This window comes from Pseudomonas sp. Bout1 (assembly GCF_034314165.1).
Taxonomy (GTDB): domain Bacteria; phylum Pseudomonadota; class Gammaproteobacteria; order Pseudomonadales; family Pseudomonadaceae; genus Aquipseudomonas.
Genome location: NZ_JAVIWK010000001.1, coordinates 4018316 through 4033176 on the forward strand (window position 1 = coordinate 4018316; position 14861 = coordinate 4033176).

Annotated in this window: 12 protein-coding genes; 8 read left to right on the plus strand and 4 right to left on the minus strand. The window is 60.5% G+C overall.

The genetic code is table 11. From position 1 onward, the window contains the following. Positions 1-103: 103 nt before the first annotated feature. Together RGV33_RS18690 and RGV33_RS18695 are read right to left on the minus strand one after the other, a co-directional pair. Positions 104-2137 (minus strand): hypothetical protein, encoded by a 2034-nt coding sequence (locus RGV33_RS18690; protein ID WP_322145560.1) that lies wholly within the window; start codon positions 2135-2137, stop codon positions 104-106. Between the two features lie 142 nt (positions 2138-2279). Next, a complete protein-coding gene (locus RGV33_RS18695; RefSeq protein ID WP_322145561.1) occupies positions 2280-4268 on the minus strand; it encodes a hypothetical protein in 1989 nt (662 codons plus the stop codon). Positions 4269-4544: 276 nt separating this feature from the next. On the opposite strand from RGV33_RS18695, the gene RGV33_RS18700 reads away from it, so the two are divergent. From RGV33_RS18700 to RGV33_RS18725, 5 genes are all read left to right on the plus strand, one after another. Continuing rightward, positions 4545-5558: a LacI family DNA-binding transcriptional regulator gene (locus RGV33_RS18700; RefSeq protein ID WP_322145562.1), complete on the plus strand. Its 1014-nt coding sequence runs from the start codon at positions 4545-4547 to the stop codon at positions 5556-5558. Between the two features lie 145 nt (positions 5559-5703). Further along, positions 5704-6486: a sugar phosphate isomerase/epimerase family protein gene (locus RGV33_RS18705; protein ID WP_322145563.1), complete on the plus strand. Its 783-nt coding sequence runs from the start codon at positions 5704-5706 to the stop codon at positions 6484-6486. After that, the gene (locus tag RGV33_RS18710; RefSeq protein WP_322145564.1) at positions 6479-7447 is read left to right on the plus strand and encodes a sugar kinase; all 969 of its coding nucleotides are present in this window, start codon (positions 6479-6481) and stop codon (positions 7445-7447) included. Before RGV33_RS18705 ends, RGV33_RS18710 begins: the two co-directional genes overlap by 8 nt. 105 nt (positions 7448-7552) lie before the next feature. Continuing rightward, positions 7553-8848, plus strand: coding sequence for an MFS transporter (locus tag RGV33_RS18720; protein ID WP_322145565.1), 1296 nt, complete (start codon positions 7553-7555; stop codon positions 8846-8848). Next, entirely contained in the window at positions 8848-9825 is a 978-nt protein-coding gene (locus RGV33_RS18725; RefSeq protein ID WP_322145566.1) for an NAD(P)-dependent oxidoreductase, read from the plus strand. The genes RGV33_RS18720 and RGV33_RS18725 overlap by 1 nt, the downstream gene beginning before the upstream one ends. Before the next feature lie 109 nt (positions 9826-9934). Here the strand turns inward: RGV33_RS18725 and RGV33_RS18730 are convergent, their stop codons facing one another. Beyond that, complete coding sequence (locus tag RGV33_RS18730) at positions 9935-11560, minus strand: methyl-accepting chemotaxis protein (RefSeq protein WP_322145567.1); 1626 nt, start codon at positions 11558-11560, stop codon at positions 9935-9937. Positions 11561-11794: 234 nt separating this feature from the next. Between RGV33_RS18730 and RGV33_RS18735 the strand changes: the two genes are divergently transcribed. Genes RGV33_RS18735 through RGV33_RS18745 form a run of 3 tightly spaced genes read left to right on the plus strand, consistent with a single transcriptional unit; the run spans position 11795 to position 14252 of the window. Then, positions 11795-13222 (plus strand): nucleobase:cation symporter-2 family protein, encoded by a 1428-nt coding sequence (locus RGV33_RS18735; protein WP_322145568.1) that lies wholly within the window; start codon positions 11795-11797, stop codon positions 13220-13222. 12 nt (positions 13223-13234) lie between these two features. After that, the gene (locus RGV33_RS18740; RefSeq protein WP_322145569.1) at positions 13235-13696 is read left to right on the plus strand and encodes an LEA type 2 family protein; all 462 of its coding nucleotides are present in this window, start codon (positions 13235-13237) and stop codon (positions 13694-13696) included. 4 nt (positions 13697-13700) lie between these two features. Beyond that, positions 13701-14252: a GNAT family N-acetyltransferase gene (locus RGV33_RS18745; RefSeq protein ID WP_322145570.1), complete on the plus strand. Its 552-nt coding sequence runs from the start codon at positions 13701-13703 to the stop codon at positions 14250-14252. Between the two features lie 224 nt (positions 14253-14476). Here RGV33_RS18745 and RGV33_RS18750 read toward each other — a convergent pair whose 3' ends face one another. Next, positions 14477-14728 carry a hypothetical protein gene (locus tag RGV33_RS18750; protein WP_003217960.1) on the minus strand — a complete coding sequence of 84 codons (252 nt, stop codon included), beginning with the start codon at positions 14726-14728 and terminating at the stop codon, positions 14477-14479. Positions 14729-14861: the final 133 nt, after the last annotated feature.

The following is a 14861-nucleotide window of genomic DNA, read 5'->3' on the forward strand; positions in this document are numbered from 1 at the left end:
CCTAAGGTGCTGTACTGAAAGTGAATGCAGTTTGTACTCGACTCAAAGGCAAAAATGCCAAAGAGGAGCAAGGCTCCTCTTTGGCAACAGGCTTCAAACAGTATTAAGGAAGCGGGACGTCAGTGCCGTCGCAGTACAGGCCATTTGTTCCACCTATCCGAACCCCGCGAATAAGAGGATGCGCTTCATCGGAAGGTAATGGTCCTTCAGGCAGGTTGATGGTGTACCAGATCCGCGCGGAGCCGGCCAGCCTTGCACCCGAGTTGGGCTGGATGGGTTTGTAGATGGTCGCATAGGGCCCCAGGAGCAGCTCGAACCCCGAATTGATCATGGCTTGCGTGAGCGGTATGGAGTCCACACGACCCACTGCTGCCGGGACCGCTATCGTTCCTGCATCGTCGCTGTAACCCCCCCAGTGCAGCGTAACCACCATCCTCAGTTCAAAGTGCTCCGAAGACGGGATAAACACCACTACGTTCCCGGGAGGAGTATCAGGCCTGAACGAAGCGCAGTTGATCGACCCCGCTACCGACAGATGTCGTACCTGCGGCGCGGCAAGCTCTTTGAAGTTGGCGTTCACCGTCACCGTCGTGTCAGGTGAAAACTGGCGGTTGGTGCTGGCCCCTTGGGCAATGGTGTAGAACACCGTCTTGCGGCCATTGCCGTGACGCTCAATGAAGCTCCACGGGATTGAGAGCGTAATCACCTGGCCAGCCGATGCGCCTGTCACCAGTTGGGTAGCAACGAGTTCGCCCGAATAGAAAAGGCGGATCGTAAAGTCGCTGGCATCCGGCGTGGGTGCCGTACTCCATAACGTTACCCGGGCGATCGCGGGCCGGTTGGCGTGGTCGCGCTCCAGCACGTCGTCGGGGCCTTCGGTACCGGTTGCGTCTTCCCCGTTCACGACTACGGGCAGCAGGTCATCGTTGATCGGGTCCGGGCCAATGGGAGTGGGGCCGACAACAAATAAGTCCAGGTTGACGGTGGTGGTCGGTATCGCCGGGTAGTCGACAGATCGCCGCCGCACCACATAGGAAACCGTCAACGGCAATAGCCCTCGAGTGGCGCCATAGAGGTCTTCCAATACCCTGTACGGAACGTGAACCTCCGCCGGGAACCGGCTGCTGCCCAGCGGCTGGGCATCCAAGTCAACGGTGGCGATGCTCGTCGTCAGTGTGACAAGGATTTCATCTCCATCGGCGTTGCGCAGAAAGTTCGTATATTCAGGAATACGCACGATCATGCCGCCGTCCAGCCCTACATCCTCCCGATCAATCAATTCGTCGCTGGGGGGCGAGGTTCGGGCAACCAGCGGTGCCAGGAGGTTCTCAGGGGCCGGAAACAGACCCACGTCCAGGCTGTAGGAAGCAGAAAGCCGCGCCGGGTTTCCTGCTGCGTCGAACAACTCATACCGCAAACTGCGCAGGCCATCCGGGCTGGCGTCAACCACCGATAATGGCAATGGGAAGCTCAGGTCCGCAGGCAGAGTCCAACGTGGCGAAGGATCAGGCGGGCTGGGGGCATAGGGCTCATCGGAACCATTATAGTAAAGATACGCCCAATCGCCCGCAGCGCGACCTTGCGCCACATAATCCGGGATCGTAAACACTGCGGACTCATTGGGCTTGCCTTCAAAGTAGTCACGGTCGGCAGGTGTGGGCAGGTCGCCAGGTGGTATAGGCCCCGGCGGCGCACCGGGGAAGCTGGCATACGGTGGTGACAGGTCAACGATAACGGCCTGCGGAACTGATCGGGTCTCGTTGTCAGGACCAGCAACGTAAACTTCGTACATGGTCTCGTACCGCCCTGCGGGCCGCCGACCTTGAGCGATGTTTACCGGTACCTCAGCCCCTGGGTTAACAACGGTAAACGAATAAATGGGATCGCCCCACTCGCTGTCATCGAAATTTTTCCACCAGACAGTGACAGTATCGGGAGCAGCCGGATTGGTACTGAAGTCAGGCCATCGTGGAATGAAGAAATTCATATTCTCACGCAGGTTGAATTCCCGTGAGATCAATCCAGGAAAGCCAGGCACCCCACCTTCAAAACGACCATCAGGCAAATTCAAGACACCCGGATCGGCACTTCGATTCTTTGCATAGTTACGGATAAAGTCGATCGTTTCCTTTTTCATTACTTGTCTCCAGATAGTAAGACGAATCACATCACACACACTTCCCTATCGTTGACATAGCCGCTCGCGCCGCGAGACAAAGCGCTTGCACGCCTATCACACGCTGACTATTCCCTGCACAACAACGAGTACACTCAGTTTTTTAATCTTCGACCAACGTTGCCTTTCCATCATTAGTGCAACTAATGACATCACCCGGCTTACAAAACCCACCCCCTGAAAAGGTCAGGTCGATACGGATATGTCCGGTCCCCTTGACGTCTGGCCGGGAGTCACCCACCTTGCCCAGGTTGCGCCACACTTCGAAACTGGCGATAGCTGAACCGTAGTTGCGCGCAGGCTCCAGGGTCCGGTCGAACGGTTCCACCACAATGTTAATGCCGTTATCAATATGGGGTTGCAGCACCTGGATAGTTTCGTCGTATTCAGCGCCAGCAATAGGCTGTTCCCAGTTATTACGCCCATAGCATTTCCAGTAGAAATGCACTTGATCGTTAAGTTGCAGGCCGATATTGCCCGGAATCAACCAACGCACGCCATATAACGGAGAAGGCGAAGAACAACAGACCAGATACTCGTTAGTCAGGGTGTGCTGAACTTGCGGAGGGGTAAAGTCAATCAGCGCCGTCACATCGACATCCACAAAAGTTGGCAGTGACTGTTGTTCGTTGACCCCATTACTGGTGAGGTAATGGACCGGCAACAGTGGATTGACCGTCCCCTCGATCAGGCTCCAGGGGATATCGGTAAACCACACGAGCTGCCCTCCTACCTCACCCAACTGCACGCGATGGCTGGCCACCGGCCCAACATTGTTCCAGAACAGGCTGAGCAATTGACCCGCGACCGGGCCTGCGAACAAAGGAACAAATGCCTGGGCATCCAGCCCACGATCCAGATGATTGAGCTGATTGGGAGTCCTGGAGCCGCGCCCTATCACCGTGACTCTGGCCAGGTCCGGGTTAAGCAATGCGGGCGCATTGGAATGGTCCTGGCCGGCAATCGTCAGGTCGACATTGAAACGTTCCGATAAGGAACGAAATGGAGGCTGGGGGCTGCGAATGATTTCGTAGCGCACCACCGCTGCTTCGGGAACCAGTACAGGCTCAGTGCCCCTAAGGATCAGCCATGGAATTTCCACATCACACGGGAAGCCCAGTACCGGCTGCGGGACTGTCGGACGGGCATTCCAATAGGCGATTACCTGGTCCCCCGGCGCCCAATCGTCGTAGGCGGGGTCAATACGCATGAACACGCCACGACGTGCATCATCGCGCTTGATCAGGCTGTCGTCGTACGCTGGTGGCCGAATTTGCGGACGCGGCAAGTTGCTCGGCAACGGCGTAAGTGCCAGCTGAAACAGCAGTCCGGCACTCTGGCTGCTGAAATTACCCGCCTCGTCAAAAATGCGGTAGAAAATATAGGCGTCGCCGTTGTTCAACCTGCGAAAAATATCGGGGTCCACGTAAGCAATCAGCGGGTCGGAGGTTGACGCAATCACGTACTCAGCGTCTGGCGCGCTTAACGGCGGGTTATCCCGGTTGGACACGTAGAACTCAAGCCGGTCATTGGCCGCGCGCACGGTATAGAACGGAATATTGAACCCCACTGGCACGTTATCGAGCAGGTATTGCTCATCGACGTTCGGGGTCGGGGCAACGACAAAATCCACAGTATCCAGTGGGTTCAGTAACTCAGGCGAGTCCAGATCGATGGTGAGTGTTCTTCTGGGAATCAACTCACTGACGCCGCCAAAGGAATCCTCAACCGAGTAGTAAAGTTGCGCGGTGCCGGAGCCCTCATCAGTCAATCGTGACAGGGGCACCTCCAGTGAGATAACCGCGGCCAGAGGGGGTGGCGGGCCAAACACCTGCCGCGAATCAACCACCTCATCGACACCCGCCCACACCCAGTGAAGGCGCACGGTGTGCGGCTCATCCAAAGGCTCGGGTGGCGGGTTCCACATCGGGATGTTGACCTGCAGCGGGCCCTGCAGGCGCGAGCGCGGGATCAGGCCCCGAGGGTCACCACTGTCGACGCCGGGTATGTCCATCGGGTCCAGCAACACGGTGCCCCCGTCGTCCGCGCCCAAGGGTTTGATCAGGTAAGTGGATTCAGTGACGTCAGACATGGGTTTAATCCTCAACAGGGTGAACAGTGGCCGGCCGGCAGGCGGCGTGTGTATACCAAGTGGCGTTGAGAGAATTAAGCGCCCGATTTCTTCGTCCGGATACTGTCAGAATTAACAGGTGGGCCCCTCCATTCGTCGCTTTTGCTCGGCCTTGCTGCCAGGGCGGTTACTGAGCAGCTCTTGACGAAATTTCCTACTTGGTGTTTCCTGAAACCGGTTTCAGCTATTGGTTTCGCCTTGGAGCCCAGATAAATCCAATAAGAAAGGCCCGCCGCCGTGACTACTTTTTCCGCCGCCCAACGCAGCCGCGTGACCATGCTTGACGTCGCCGAGCGCGCCGGTGTGTCCAAGGCCAGCGTGTCGCGTTTTATCGGCGACGACCGCGCCCTACTCTCCGATGCCATCGCCCTGCGCATCGAACAGGCCATCGACGAACTGGGCTACCGCCCCAACCAGATGGCCCGCGGCCTGAAACGTGGGCGCACCCGCCTGATCGGCATGCTGGTGGCCGATATCCGCAACCCGTATTCGATTGCCGTGATGCACGGCGTGGAAACCGCCTGCCGCCAGCACGGCTACAGCCTGGTGGTGTGCAACACCGACCGCGATGACGAACAGGAGCGCCAGCACCTGGCGGCCCTGCGCGCCTACAACATCGAAGGCCTGATCGTGAACACCCTCGGCCATCACCGAGGCCTTTTGCTGGAACTGCAACGGGAAATTCCCCTGGTGCTGGTGGACCGCAAGGTCGAACCGCTGCACAGCGACCTGGTGGGGCTGGATAACCCGGTGGCCGTACGCATGGCCGTGGAGCACCTCGAACAGCAAGGCTACCGCGACCTGCTATTGGTCAGCGAAGCGCCCGATGGCACCAGCTCAAGGTTGGAACGGCTGGACAGTTTCAAGGCGGAGATTACCAACCGTCCGGCGTTGACCGGCGCCGTACTGGAGTTGGACGGCGAACTGGAACAGCATCTGCAAAAGTTTCTAGGCAAATCCGGCCCCAAGGCGTTGTTCTGCGCCAACGGAATCGCGGCACTGGCGTGTACCCGCGCATTGAAAAATCTAGGCTGCGACCTGTTTGATGACGTAGGCCTGATCGCCCTGGATGACCTCGACTGGTACCCGCTGGTGGGCAACGGCATCACCGCCCTCGCCCAGCCCACCGAGGCCATTGGCGCCAGTGCGTTTGACTGTTTACTCAAGCGCTTGCGCGGCGATAGCCAGCCCCCACGCACCCTGGACTTCTTGCCGCAACTGATCATTCGAGGCTCCACCAGGTGCCCGTAGCAGCTGTCGAGCCCGGGCGAGGCTGCGGTTGCGATGTGTCAGGTACACCGCCGACGCAGCCTCGCCCGGGCTCGACAGCTGCTACGCCTGGTTCAATTCAACATTTTTCGAATAAAAATGAAACCGGTTTCAGAGGTAAACAACAATGCATAAATACCCCGTTTCCATCAGCCTTTCCAGCTACGGTGCCGACCTGGTCCGCCAGCAAGGCCAGTTGAGTTTCGTCGAGGTGCTGGCTGCCGCCGGCGCGCAACGCATCGAATGGCGTGAAGAGCTGCTGACCACCGAGCAGCCCGCTGAACTGGCCCAAGCCGCGGCGGATCACCACCTGGAATGCGTGTTTTCATCGCCCTTGGAACTCTGGGTTGCTGGCCGCTCCCAACCCAGCGCCGAACTCGCCGCCACCCTCGACCGCGCCCAGGCATTCGGCGCCCGCTGGCTGAAAGTATCCCTGGGCTATTTCACCGACACCAACGACCTGGACAGCTTGAGCGCCCTGCTCAACCGGCATCCGGTCAAGCTGCTGGTGGAAAACGACCAGACCCTGCACGGCGGGCGCATCGAGCCGATGCAGCGGTTTTTCAACGAAGTCGAACGCCTGGCCCTGCCGGTGAAGATGACCTTCGATATCGGCAACTGGCAATGGCAGGACCAATCCGCGATCACCGCCGCGCGCCTGCTGGGCCGGCATGTGGATTACCTGCACTGCAAGGCCGTGGCCCGCCGCGCCGACGGCAAGCTGGTGGCCCTGCCGCCGGGCGCTGCCGACCTGCATCTGTGGGAACAACTGCTGGGGCACATGACTCAAGGTATTACCCGGGCCGTGGAATTTCCGCTGCAAGGTGATGACCTGGTGCACGTCACCGCGCAGCAGGTTGCCGCCCTCGCCGTCCTCGGCCAGCCCCGCGTGGAGAACGCACATGTCTGAGATCGATATCCTGTCGTTTGGTGAAACCATGGCGATGTTTGTCGCCGAACAGACCGGCGACCTGGCCCAGGTTGCGCAGTTTCACAAGCGCATTGCCGGCGCCGACAGCAACGTCGCCATCGGCCTGTCACGCCTGGGTTTCAACGTGGCGTGGTTGAGCCGCGTAGGTGCCGATTCCCTCGGGCGCTTTGTGGTGGACACCCTGCAAAACGAAGGCCTGGACTGCCGGCATGTGGCGGTCGATCCGTTGCACCCCACGGGCTTTCAGCTCAAGTCCCGTGAAGAAGCCGGCGATGACCCGCAGGTGGAATACTTCCGCCGTGGCTCCGCGGCCAGCCATTTGTCGGTGGAGGCGATCAAGCCCGAGCTGTTGCAAGCCCGGCATCTGCACGCCACCGGCATTCCGCCGGCGCTGTCGGACGCCACGCGCGAGCTGTCGCGCGAGTTGATGACGCAAATGCGCGCAGCCGGGCGCAGCGTGTCCTTCGACCCGAACCTGCGCCCGTCCCTGTGGGCAAACGAGCAACGCATGATCAGCGAAATCAACGCCCTCGCCTGCCTGGCGGATTGGGTGCTGCCGGGCTTGAGCGAAGGCCGCTTGCTCACTGGCTTTGAAGACCCGGCCGACATCGCCGCGTTCTACCTGGACCAGGGCGTGGAAGCCGTGGCCATCAAGCTCGGCCCCCACGGCGCGTATTACCGCACCCAGCTGGACCAGGGGTTTGTCGCCGCCGTGCCGGTGGCCAAGGTGGTCGACACGGTGGGCGCAGGCGACGGGTTTGCCGTGGGCATGATCAGCGCGCTGCTGGAAAATTTAAGCTTCAGCGAGGCCGTGCAGCGCGGCAACTGGATCGGCAGCCGCGCGGTACAGAGCCGTGGCGACATGGAAGGCTTGCCGTTGCGTGAAGATCTCCCCGCCTACTGTAGGAGCGAGCTTGCTCGCGAAGGTCGTCAACGATGACGCAGGACACCTGAATAAACGCGGCGCCCTTACGCTTTTCGCGAGCAAGCTCGCGCCTACACAACTACCTGTTGCCACAACTACAACAAGCTCAGGAGCAACCCCATGGAACCGTTGAAACTCGCCACCCGCCGTTGGTGGTACATCATGCCCATCGTGTTTATCACCTACAGCCTGGCGTACCTGGACCGCGCCAACTACGGCTTTGCCGCCGCCTCCGGGATGGCCGAAGACCTGATGATCACCCCGGGCATGTCGTCATTGCTCGGTGCGCTGTTCTTTCTCGGCTACTTTTTCTTTCAGGTGCCGGGCGCGATCTACGCGCAAAAACGCAGCGTGAAGAAGCTGATTTTTGTCAGCCTGATCCTCTGGGGCGGCCTGGCCACCCTGACCGGCATGGTGTCCAACGCCTACATGCTGGTCGTGATCCGCTTCATGCTCGGGGTGGTCGAAGCCGCCGTCATGCCGGCGATGCTCGTGTACCTGTGCCACTGGTTCACCCGTGCCGAACGCTCCCGGGCCAACACCTTCCTGATCCTCGGCAACCCCGTGACCATGATGTGGATGTCAGTGGTCTCGGGCTATCTGGTGCAGCATTTCAGCTGGCGCTGGATGTTTATCATCGAAGGTTTGCCAGCGGTGATCTGGGCGTTTATCTGGTGGAAGCTGGCGGATGAAAAACCCGCCGATGCCAAATGGTTGAGCGCCCAGCATAAAAAAGACCTGGAAACCGCCCTCGCCGAAGAACAGGTGGGCATCAAGGCGGTGAAGAATTACGCCGAGGCCTTCCGCTCGCCCAAGGTGATCATCCTGGCGCTGCAGTTTTTCTGCTGGAGCATCGGCGTGTACGGCTTTGTGTTGTGGCTGCCGTCGATCCTCAAGGCCGGCTTGAAAATGGACATGGTGGAGGCCGGCTGGCTGTCGGCGCTGCCGTATCTGGCGGCGGTGATCGGCATGCTGGTGGTGTCCTGGGGCTCGGACAAACTGCAAAAACGTAAACGCTTTGTGTGGCCACCGTTGTTGATCGCCTCCATCGCGTTTTATGCGTCCTACGCGTTGGGCGCCGAGCACTTCTGGTGGTCATACACCCTGCTGGTGATCGCCGGGGCCTGCATGTACGCGCCGTACGGGCCGTTTTTCGCGATTGTGCCGGAGATCCTCCCGGCCAACGTCGCCGGCGGCGCCATGGCGCTGATCAACAGCATGGGCGCCCTCGGCTCGTTCGGCGGCTCCTACCTGGTGGGTTACCTCAACAGCAGCACCGGTTCGCCCGGGGCCTCGTACCTGCTGATGAGCGGTGCGTTGCTGGTGTCGGTGGTGCTGACGATCTTTCTCAAGCCGGGCGCCAGTGACCGCGAGCGCGCCCCGCTGCATTCCCTTGAATTGAAGGTAAAGACCTGATGAAAAAGTCTGTCGTGCTCTACAAGAAACTCTCTGCGCCGCTGATGGCCCGTCTGCATCAGCAGGCCGAGGTCACGCTGATCGAGGCGCTGGATGAAAGCGGCCTGGCCAAACTGCGTGAGGCCTTGCCGACCGCCCAAGGGTTGCTCGGTGCCAGCTTGCGCCTGGATGCAAAATTGCTGGACCTGGCGCCGAAGCTTGAGGCCGTGGCGAGCGTGTCGGTGGGTGTCGACAACTACGATATCGACTACCTGACCGAGCGCGGCATCCTACTCAGCAACACCCCCGACGTACTGACCGAAACCACCGCCGATACCGGTTTTGCGCTGATCCTGGCCACCGCCCGGCGGGTAGTGGAGCTGGCCAATCTGGTGCGCGCCGGCAACTGGAACCAGAACATCGGCCCGCTGCATTTTGGCAGCGACGTACACGGCAAGACCCTGGGCATTATCGGCATGGGGCGCATTGGCGAAGCGTTGGCCCAGCGCGGGCATTTCGGTTTCGGCATGCCAGTGATCTACCACAGCCACACGCCAAAGCCTGCGGTGGAGCAACGCTTCGGTGCCGAATACCGCAGCCTGCCGGATCTGCTCCAGCAAGCCGATTTTGTGTGCCTGACCTTACCCTTGACCGCAGAAACCGAAGGTTTGATTGGCGCTGAAGAGTTCGCGCTGATGGGCCCGGAGACGATCTTTATCAACATCTCCCGGGGCAAGGTGGTGGACGAGCCGGCGCTGATCGAGGCGTTGCAACAGCGCACGATTCGCGCGGCGGGGCTGGATGTGTTTGTGCGCGAACCACTGGGGCATGATTCGCCGTTGTTGCGCTTGAGCAATGTGGTGGCGACACCGCATATCGGCTCGGCCACCCATGAGACACGAGAGGCGATGGCCACGTGCGCGGTGGACAACCTGCTGGCGGCGCTGGCCGGTGAAAAGCCGAAGAACCTGGTGAACCCAGCGGCCTGGAAACACTGACTACTGTGGGAGCTGGCTTGCCTGCGATGGCATCAACGGGGTGTACCTGATACACCGAGGCGTCTGCATCGCAGGCAAGCCAGCTCCTACATTTTGTTTGTAGTGCCTGTTAGATGACGAACCTGGCTACCATCGCGTTCAAATCCACCGCCAGGCGCGACAGTTCATGGCTGGCCGCGCTGGTCTGGTTGGCGCCCGCTGCCGACTGGGTCGCCAGGTCGCGGATGTTCACCAGGTTGCGGTCCACTTCGCGGGACACCTGGGCCTGCTCTTCCGAGGCGCTGGCGATCACCAGGTTGCGTTCGTTGATCAGGCTGATGGACTGGGTAATCTGCTCCAGGGCCACACCGGCAGCCCGCGCCATTTCCAGGGTGCTTTGGGTGCGCTGGTTGCTCTGCTGCATCGAGTTCACCGCCTCGCCGGTACCGCTCTGGATGCCGGCGACCATTTTTTCGATCTCCTGGGTCGACTGCGCCGTGCGATGGGCCAGGGCGCGTACTTCATCCGCCACCACCGCAAAACCCCGCCCGGCTTCACCGGCGCGCGCCGCTTCAATCGCAGCGTTAAGGGCCAGCAGGTTGGTCTGCTCGGCAATCGCGCGAATCACATCCAGTACCTTGCCAATGTCACGGCCCTGAGTGGCCAGGCCTTCGATCAATACCGAGGTGTTTTGCACATCCTGGGTCATGGTCTGGATCGCGCCGACGGTTTCCACCACCCGGTCGCGCCCTTCCCGCGCGGCCTGGTTGGACTGGCCGGACGCCTCGGAGGTGGACACCGCATTGCGCGCCACTTCTTCCACCGCAGCGGTCATTTCGTTGACCGCCGTGGCGGCCTGGTCGATTTCGTTGTTCTGCTGCTGCAGGCCTTTGGAGGCTTCCTCGGTGACGGCACTGAGTTCTTCCGCCGCCGAGGCAAGCTGCGTGGCCGAACCGGCGATGTGCTGGATGGTCTGGCGCAGGTTGGTTTGCATGGCGGCCAATGCGCCGAGCAGGCGGGCCGGCTCGTCCTTGCCGTCGTCCGTGATCACTTTGCTCAAGTTACCGCCCGCGATGACTTCGGCCGCCTCCAGGGCTTTGCGCAGCGGGGTGACGATGCTGCGGGTCAACAACCACGCCAGCAGCACGGTCATCAAGGCCGCAAGCACCGAAACCGCGATGATGCCCGTGATCGCGTCACGGTAGCTCTGCCCGGCCTCGTTGCCGGCCTGGGTGGCATCGGCCGCGTTGATGGCGATCAGTTTGTTCAACTGCTCGCCCATCAGGTCGGTACCGTCCTTGATGCGGCTGTTGATCAAGGCTCGCATCTCATCGACCTTGTTCTGCTGGGACAAGGCGACCATCTCGGACTGCGCCTGGAGGTAATTATCGAGCGTGGCGACGAACGTCTTGTACAACGCCTCCTCTTCAGCCCCGGCAGGCATGACGGCATACGCCGCTTGCGCAGTCTTGACCTTGTCCACCAGAACGCCCATGCGGGTCTGGGCTTCCTGCAGGGCCGCTGGTTCGCGGTTTACCAAGACGCGAAACGACAAGATGCGCAGGCGCAGGACGTTTTCGGTCATGGTCGCCAAATACCCCACGCTGGGCAGTTGGTTGGCGCCCATGTCCACCGATGCCTGGCGAATCAGGGTCATGCGGTTGACCGCAAACACCCCCAAAATGACCACAAGCAACGCAATGAACGCAAAACCAAGGAAAGCTCGAGGTGCAATATTCAGGTTACGAAGGGACATAGCTGCGCTCTCAGAAGTAATGGCTGCGAGCGTCCCTGCCGCGACACGGTCAGTCAGCGTCAACGCGCTGCTCCGACCTTACGGCGCCACTGTTCTAATAGGTATGTGGCGCCTACAACCTTATCGGCCGGCTTGAGGATTTATTGCAGGATGTTCCGAAATATTTTTTCACACTTCTGACGACCGGCAGTTTCTGGCATCCTGCGCCTCCTTTTTCCTACCCGGGCCCGTATTTTGTCTGACACTCAAACCCCTCGCCCCCGTTATAAATCCGACCTGATCTATGGCCTCGAAGACCGCCCGCACTTCAGCGCGGCGATCTTCGCCGCCCTGCAGCATGTGCTGGCCAGCTTTGTCGGGATCATCACGCCCACCCTGATTGTGGGCGGCGTGCTCGGCCTTGAAAGCGAAGTGCCGTACCTGGTGAGCATGGCGCTGTTCGTCTCGGGGCTGGGCACCTTTGTGCAGGCCCGCAAGTTCGGCCCGGTGGGTTCAGGCCTGCTGTGCCTGCAAGGCACCAGCTTTTCGTTTATCAGCGTAATCCTGAGCGCCGGCTTCATGGTCAAGGCCCGGGGCGGCGGCACCGACGAGATCCTGTCGACGATCTTCGGCATCTGCTTTTTCGCGGCGTTTATCGAAGTGGTCCTCAGCCAGTTCATCGGCAAGCTGCGCAAGCTGATCACGCCAGTGGTCACCGGCACCATCATTACGTTGATGGGCTTGTCGCTGATCAAGGTAGCCGTCACCGACATGGCCGGCGGTTTTGGCGCCAGCGACCTGGGCGCCGCCGGCAACATGGGCCTGGCGGGCCTGGTGTTGCTGACTATCGTAGTGCTCAACCGCTTCAACAACCCGTTCCTGCGCCTGGGTTCGATCGTGATCGGCCTGACCCTGGGCTTTGTGGTGGCCTGGTGGATGGGCCGCGTCGACCTGGCCGCCCTGCCCCAGTTGCCGTTGATCAGCGTGCCGGTGCCGTTCAAGTACGGTTTTTCGTTCGACTGGGTGGCATTTATCCCGGTGGCGGTGATCTTCCTGATTTCGCCGCTGGAAGCCGCTGGAGACCTGACGGCCAATTCGATGATTTCCCAACAACCGGTCAAGGGCCCGCTGTACATCAAGCGCATCAAGTCCGGCTTGCTGGCTGACGGCCTCAACTCGGTGATGGCGGCCACCTTCAACAGCCTGCCGATGGTGACCTTCGCCCAGAACAACGGCGTGATCCAGTTGACCGGCGTGGCCAGCCGCTACGTGGCGTATTTCATTGCCGGGCTGCTGGTGCTGCTGGGGCTGTTCCCGATGATCGGCGCGGTGCTGCAATTGATGCCCAAGCCGGTGTTGGGCGGCGCAACCCTGATCATGTTCGGCACCGTGGCGGTGGCCGGGATCAAGATCCTCGCCGAAGCCGGCCTGCACCGGCGCAACGTGCTGATCGTGGCGATCTCCCTGGGCATGGGCCTGGGCGTGGCGGCGGTCCCGGAAGTACTGCGCGAGCTGCCCAAGGCGCTGCACAACATCTTCGAGTCGCCGATCACCGTAGGTGCGTTCTGCGCTATCGTGCTGAACATCTTCCTGCCTGAAGAGTTCATAGAACTGGAAGAAGATGAATTTGATCCGGAAGCCTCCACGCTCAAGGTGATGCAGGACCCGGACGTCACGAAATAGGAGAACCCGTTTATGCGCAAGCTCATGGTTTTGTCACTGCTGCTACTCACCCTGAGCGCGTGCGCGCTGTTCCCCAACCGCGACCCGGTGAACATCAACGTGGTGGGTATCGAACCGCTGCAGAGCCAGGACCTGGAGGTGCGTTTTGCGGTGAAGCTGCGGGTGCAGAACCCTAACGAAACCGCGATCGACTACAGCGGCGTGGCCCTGGACCTTGAGGTGAATGGCCGGCCACTGGCGTCTGGGGTCAGTGACCAGGGGGGTTCGATCCCGCGCTTTTCCGAGGCGGTGCTGACGGTGCCGGTGAGTGTCTCGGCGTTCTCCGTGCTGCGCCAGACGCTTGGTTTGAGCCAGACCCAAAGTTTGAATAACCTGCCTTACGTGTTGCGCGGGAAACTGGCGGGCGGCCTGTTTGGCACCATGCGCTTTGTGGATCGCGGCACGCTGGACTTACCCAACACTGCCACGTGGTGACGACATGGACGCCCTGCCTACGCTGTATACCGAACGCCTGATTCTGCGGCCGCTGACGCTGGAAGATGCCGAGGGCGTGCAGCGCCAGTTTCCCCATTGGGAAGTGGTGCGTTATCTGAATGCCCTGGTGCCTTGGCCTTACCCCGAAGATGGTGCGCGCAACTATCTTGAGCATGTTGCGCTGCCGGCGATGGCGCGCGGTGAGGAATGGCATTGGTCGATCCGCCTGAAAAGCGCGCCTGGGGCGTTGATTGGCAACGTCAGCCTGATGGATGAGGTGGATAACAACCGGGGATTCTGGCTGGGGCCGCAATGGCAGGGCCAGGGATTGATGGCCGAGGCCAGTGCGGCGGTGACGGCGTATTGGTTTGAGGTGCTGGGGCGACCCGTGATGCGGGTGCCCAAGGCGACGCCGAACGTGGCCTCACGCAGGATTTCCGAGCGTACGGGGATGCGGTTGGTCAGGACCGACGAGGGACAGTTTGTCGAAGGTCGTTTCCCCAGGGATATTTGGGAGATTACCCGGGAGCAATGGCTGCAGATTCGGGGGGAGTGAGGGGGGTTGGGTGAGTGGTACAGAACAAGCTCAAAGGCGAACACGTTCACTGTAGGCGCTGGCTTGCCGGCGATGGCATCACCTCGGTGTAGCTGAAAGACCGAGTTGCCTGCATCGCCTCCTGCACCTTGCCCTGGCTTCTCGCTGGCGCTGCCGCGTTACCCAGGTGCAACTCGATCCGTTACTGCTCAAGGTGCGAGAGGCGATTGTCGCCTGCTTTGCGCTTACTTCGCCGCCATCAGCCGATTGACTTCACTGCGCACCATGTTGGAAAACTCCGGCGGCGACATCCCATCCAGCTCCGCACGCACCCATTCGGCCCATTTGCCCTTGCGCTTGGCGCGCTCGCCAAACAAGCGCGCAGCCTCACCCTTGGCCTTGCCCAGGTTGCTTTGCCAGAGGTCATAGAGACGGGACTTTTCATCTTCCAGCGCGGCGCGCTCGGCAAGGGGCTTGTTGGCCAGATTGAAGCTCATGTTGAATTACCTGCTGCACAAATAGGTGACATCTTACACTGTAGGTCGAAATTTCCGGGTCTGGATTTCACCTAAGCTGACCGTAGGAAAAAAACCTGCAACTTTTGCCCGCTTAAAACACTCCATTCTTCAT

Excerpts from the sequence above, each read along its gene's own strand:
- RGV33_RS18690 (WP_322145560.1), bottom strand. The coding sequence starts at position 2,137 with ATGAAAAAGGAAACGATCGACTTTATCCGTAACTATGCAAAGAATCGA.
- RGV33_RS18695 (WP_322145561.1), bottom strand. The coding sequence starts at position 4,268 with ATGTCTGACGTCACTGAATCCACTTACCTGATCAAACCCTTGGGCGCG.
- RGV33_RS18705 (WP_322145563.1), top strand. The coding sequence starts at position 5,704 with ATGCATAAATACCCCGTTTCCATCAGCCTTTCCAGCTACGGTGCCGAC.
- RGV33_RS18710 (WP_322145564.1), top strand. The coding sequence starts at position 6,479 with ATGTCTGAGATCGATATCCTGTCGTTTGGTGAAACCATGGCGATGTTT.
- RGV33_RS18720 (WP_322145565.1), top strand. The coding sequence starts at position 7,553 with ATGGAACCGTTGAAACTCGCCACCCGCCGTTGGTGGTACATCATGCCC.
- RGV33_RS18725 (WP_322145566.1), top strand. The coding sequence starts at position 8,848 with ATGAAAAAGTCTGTCGTGCTCTACAAGAAACTCTCTGCGCCGCTGATG.
- RGV33_RS18730 (WP_322145567.1), bottom strand. The coding sequence starts at position 11,560 with ATGTCCCTTCGTAACCTGAATATTGCACCTCGAGCTTTCCTTGGTTTT.
- RGV33_RS18740 (WP_322145569.1), top strand. The coding sequence starts at position 13,235 with ATGCGCAAGCTCATGGTTTTGTCACTGCTGCTACTCACCCTGAGCGCG.
- RGV33_RS18745 (WP_322145570.1), top strand. The coding sequence starts at position 13,701 with ATGGACGCCCTGCCTACGCTGTATACCGAACGCCTGATTCTGCGGCCG.
- RGV33_RS18750 (WP_003217960.1), bottom strand. The coding sequence starts at position 14,728 with ATGAGCTTCAATCTGGCCAACAAGCCCCTTGCCGAGCGCGCCGCGCTG.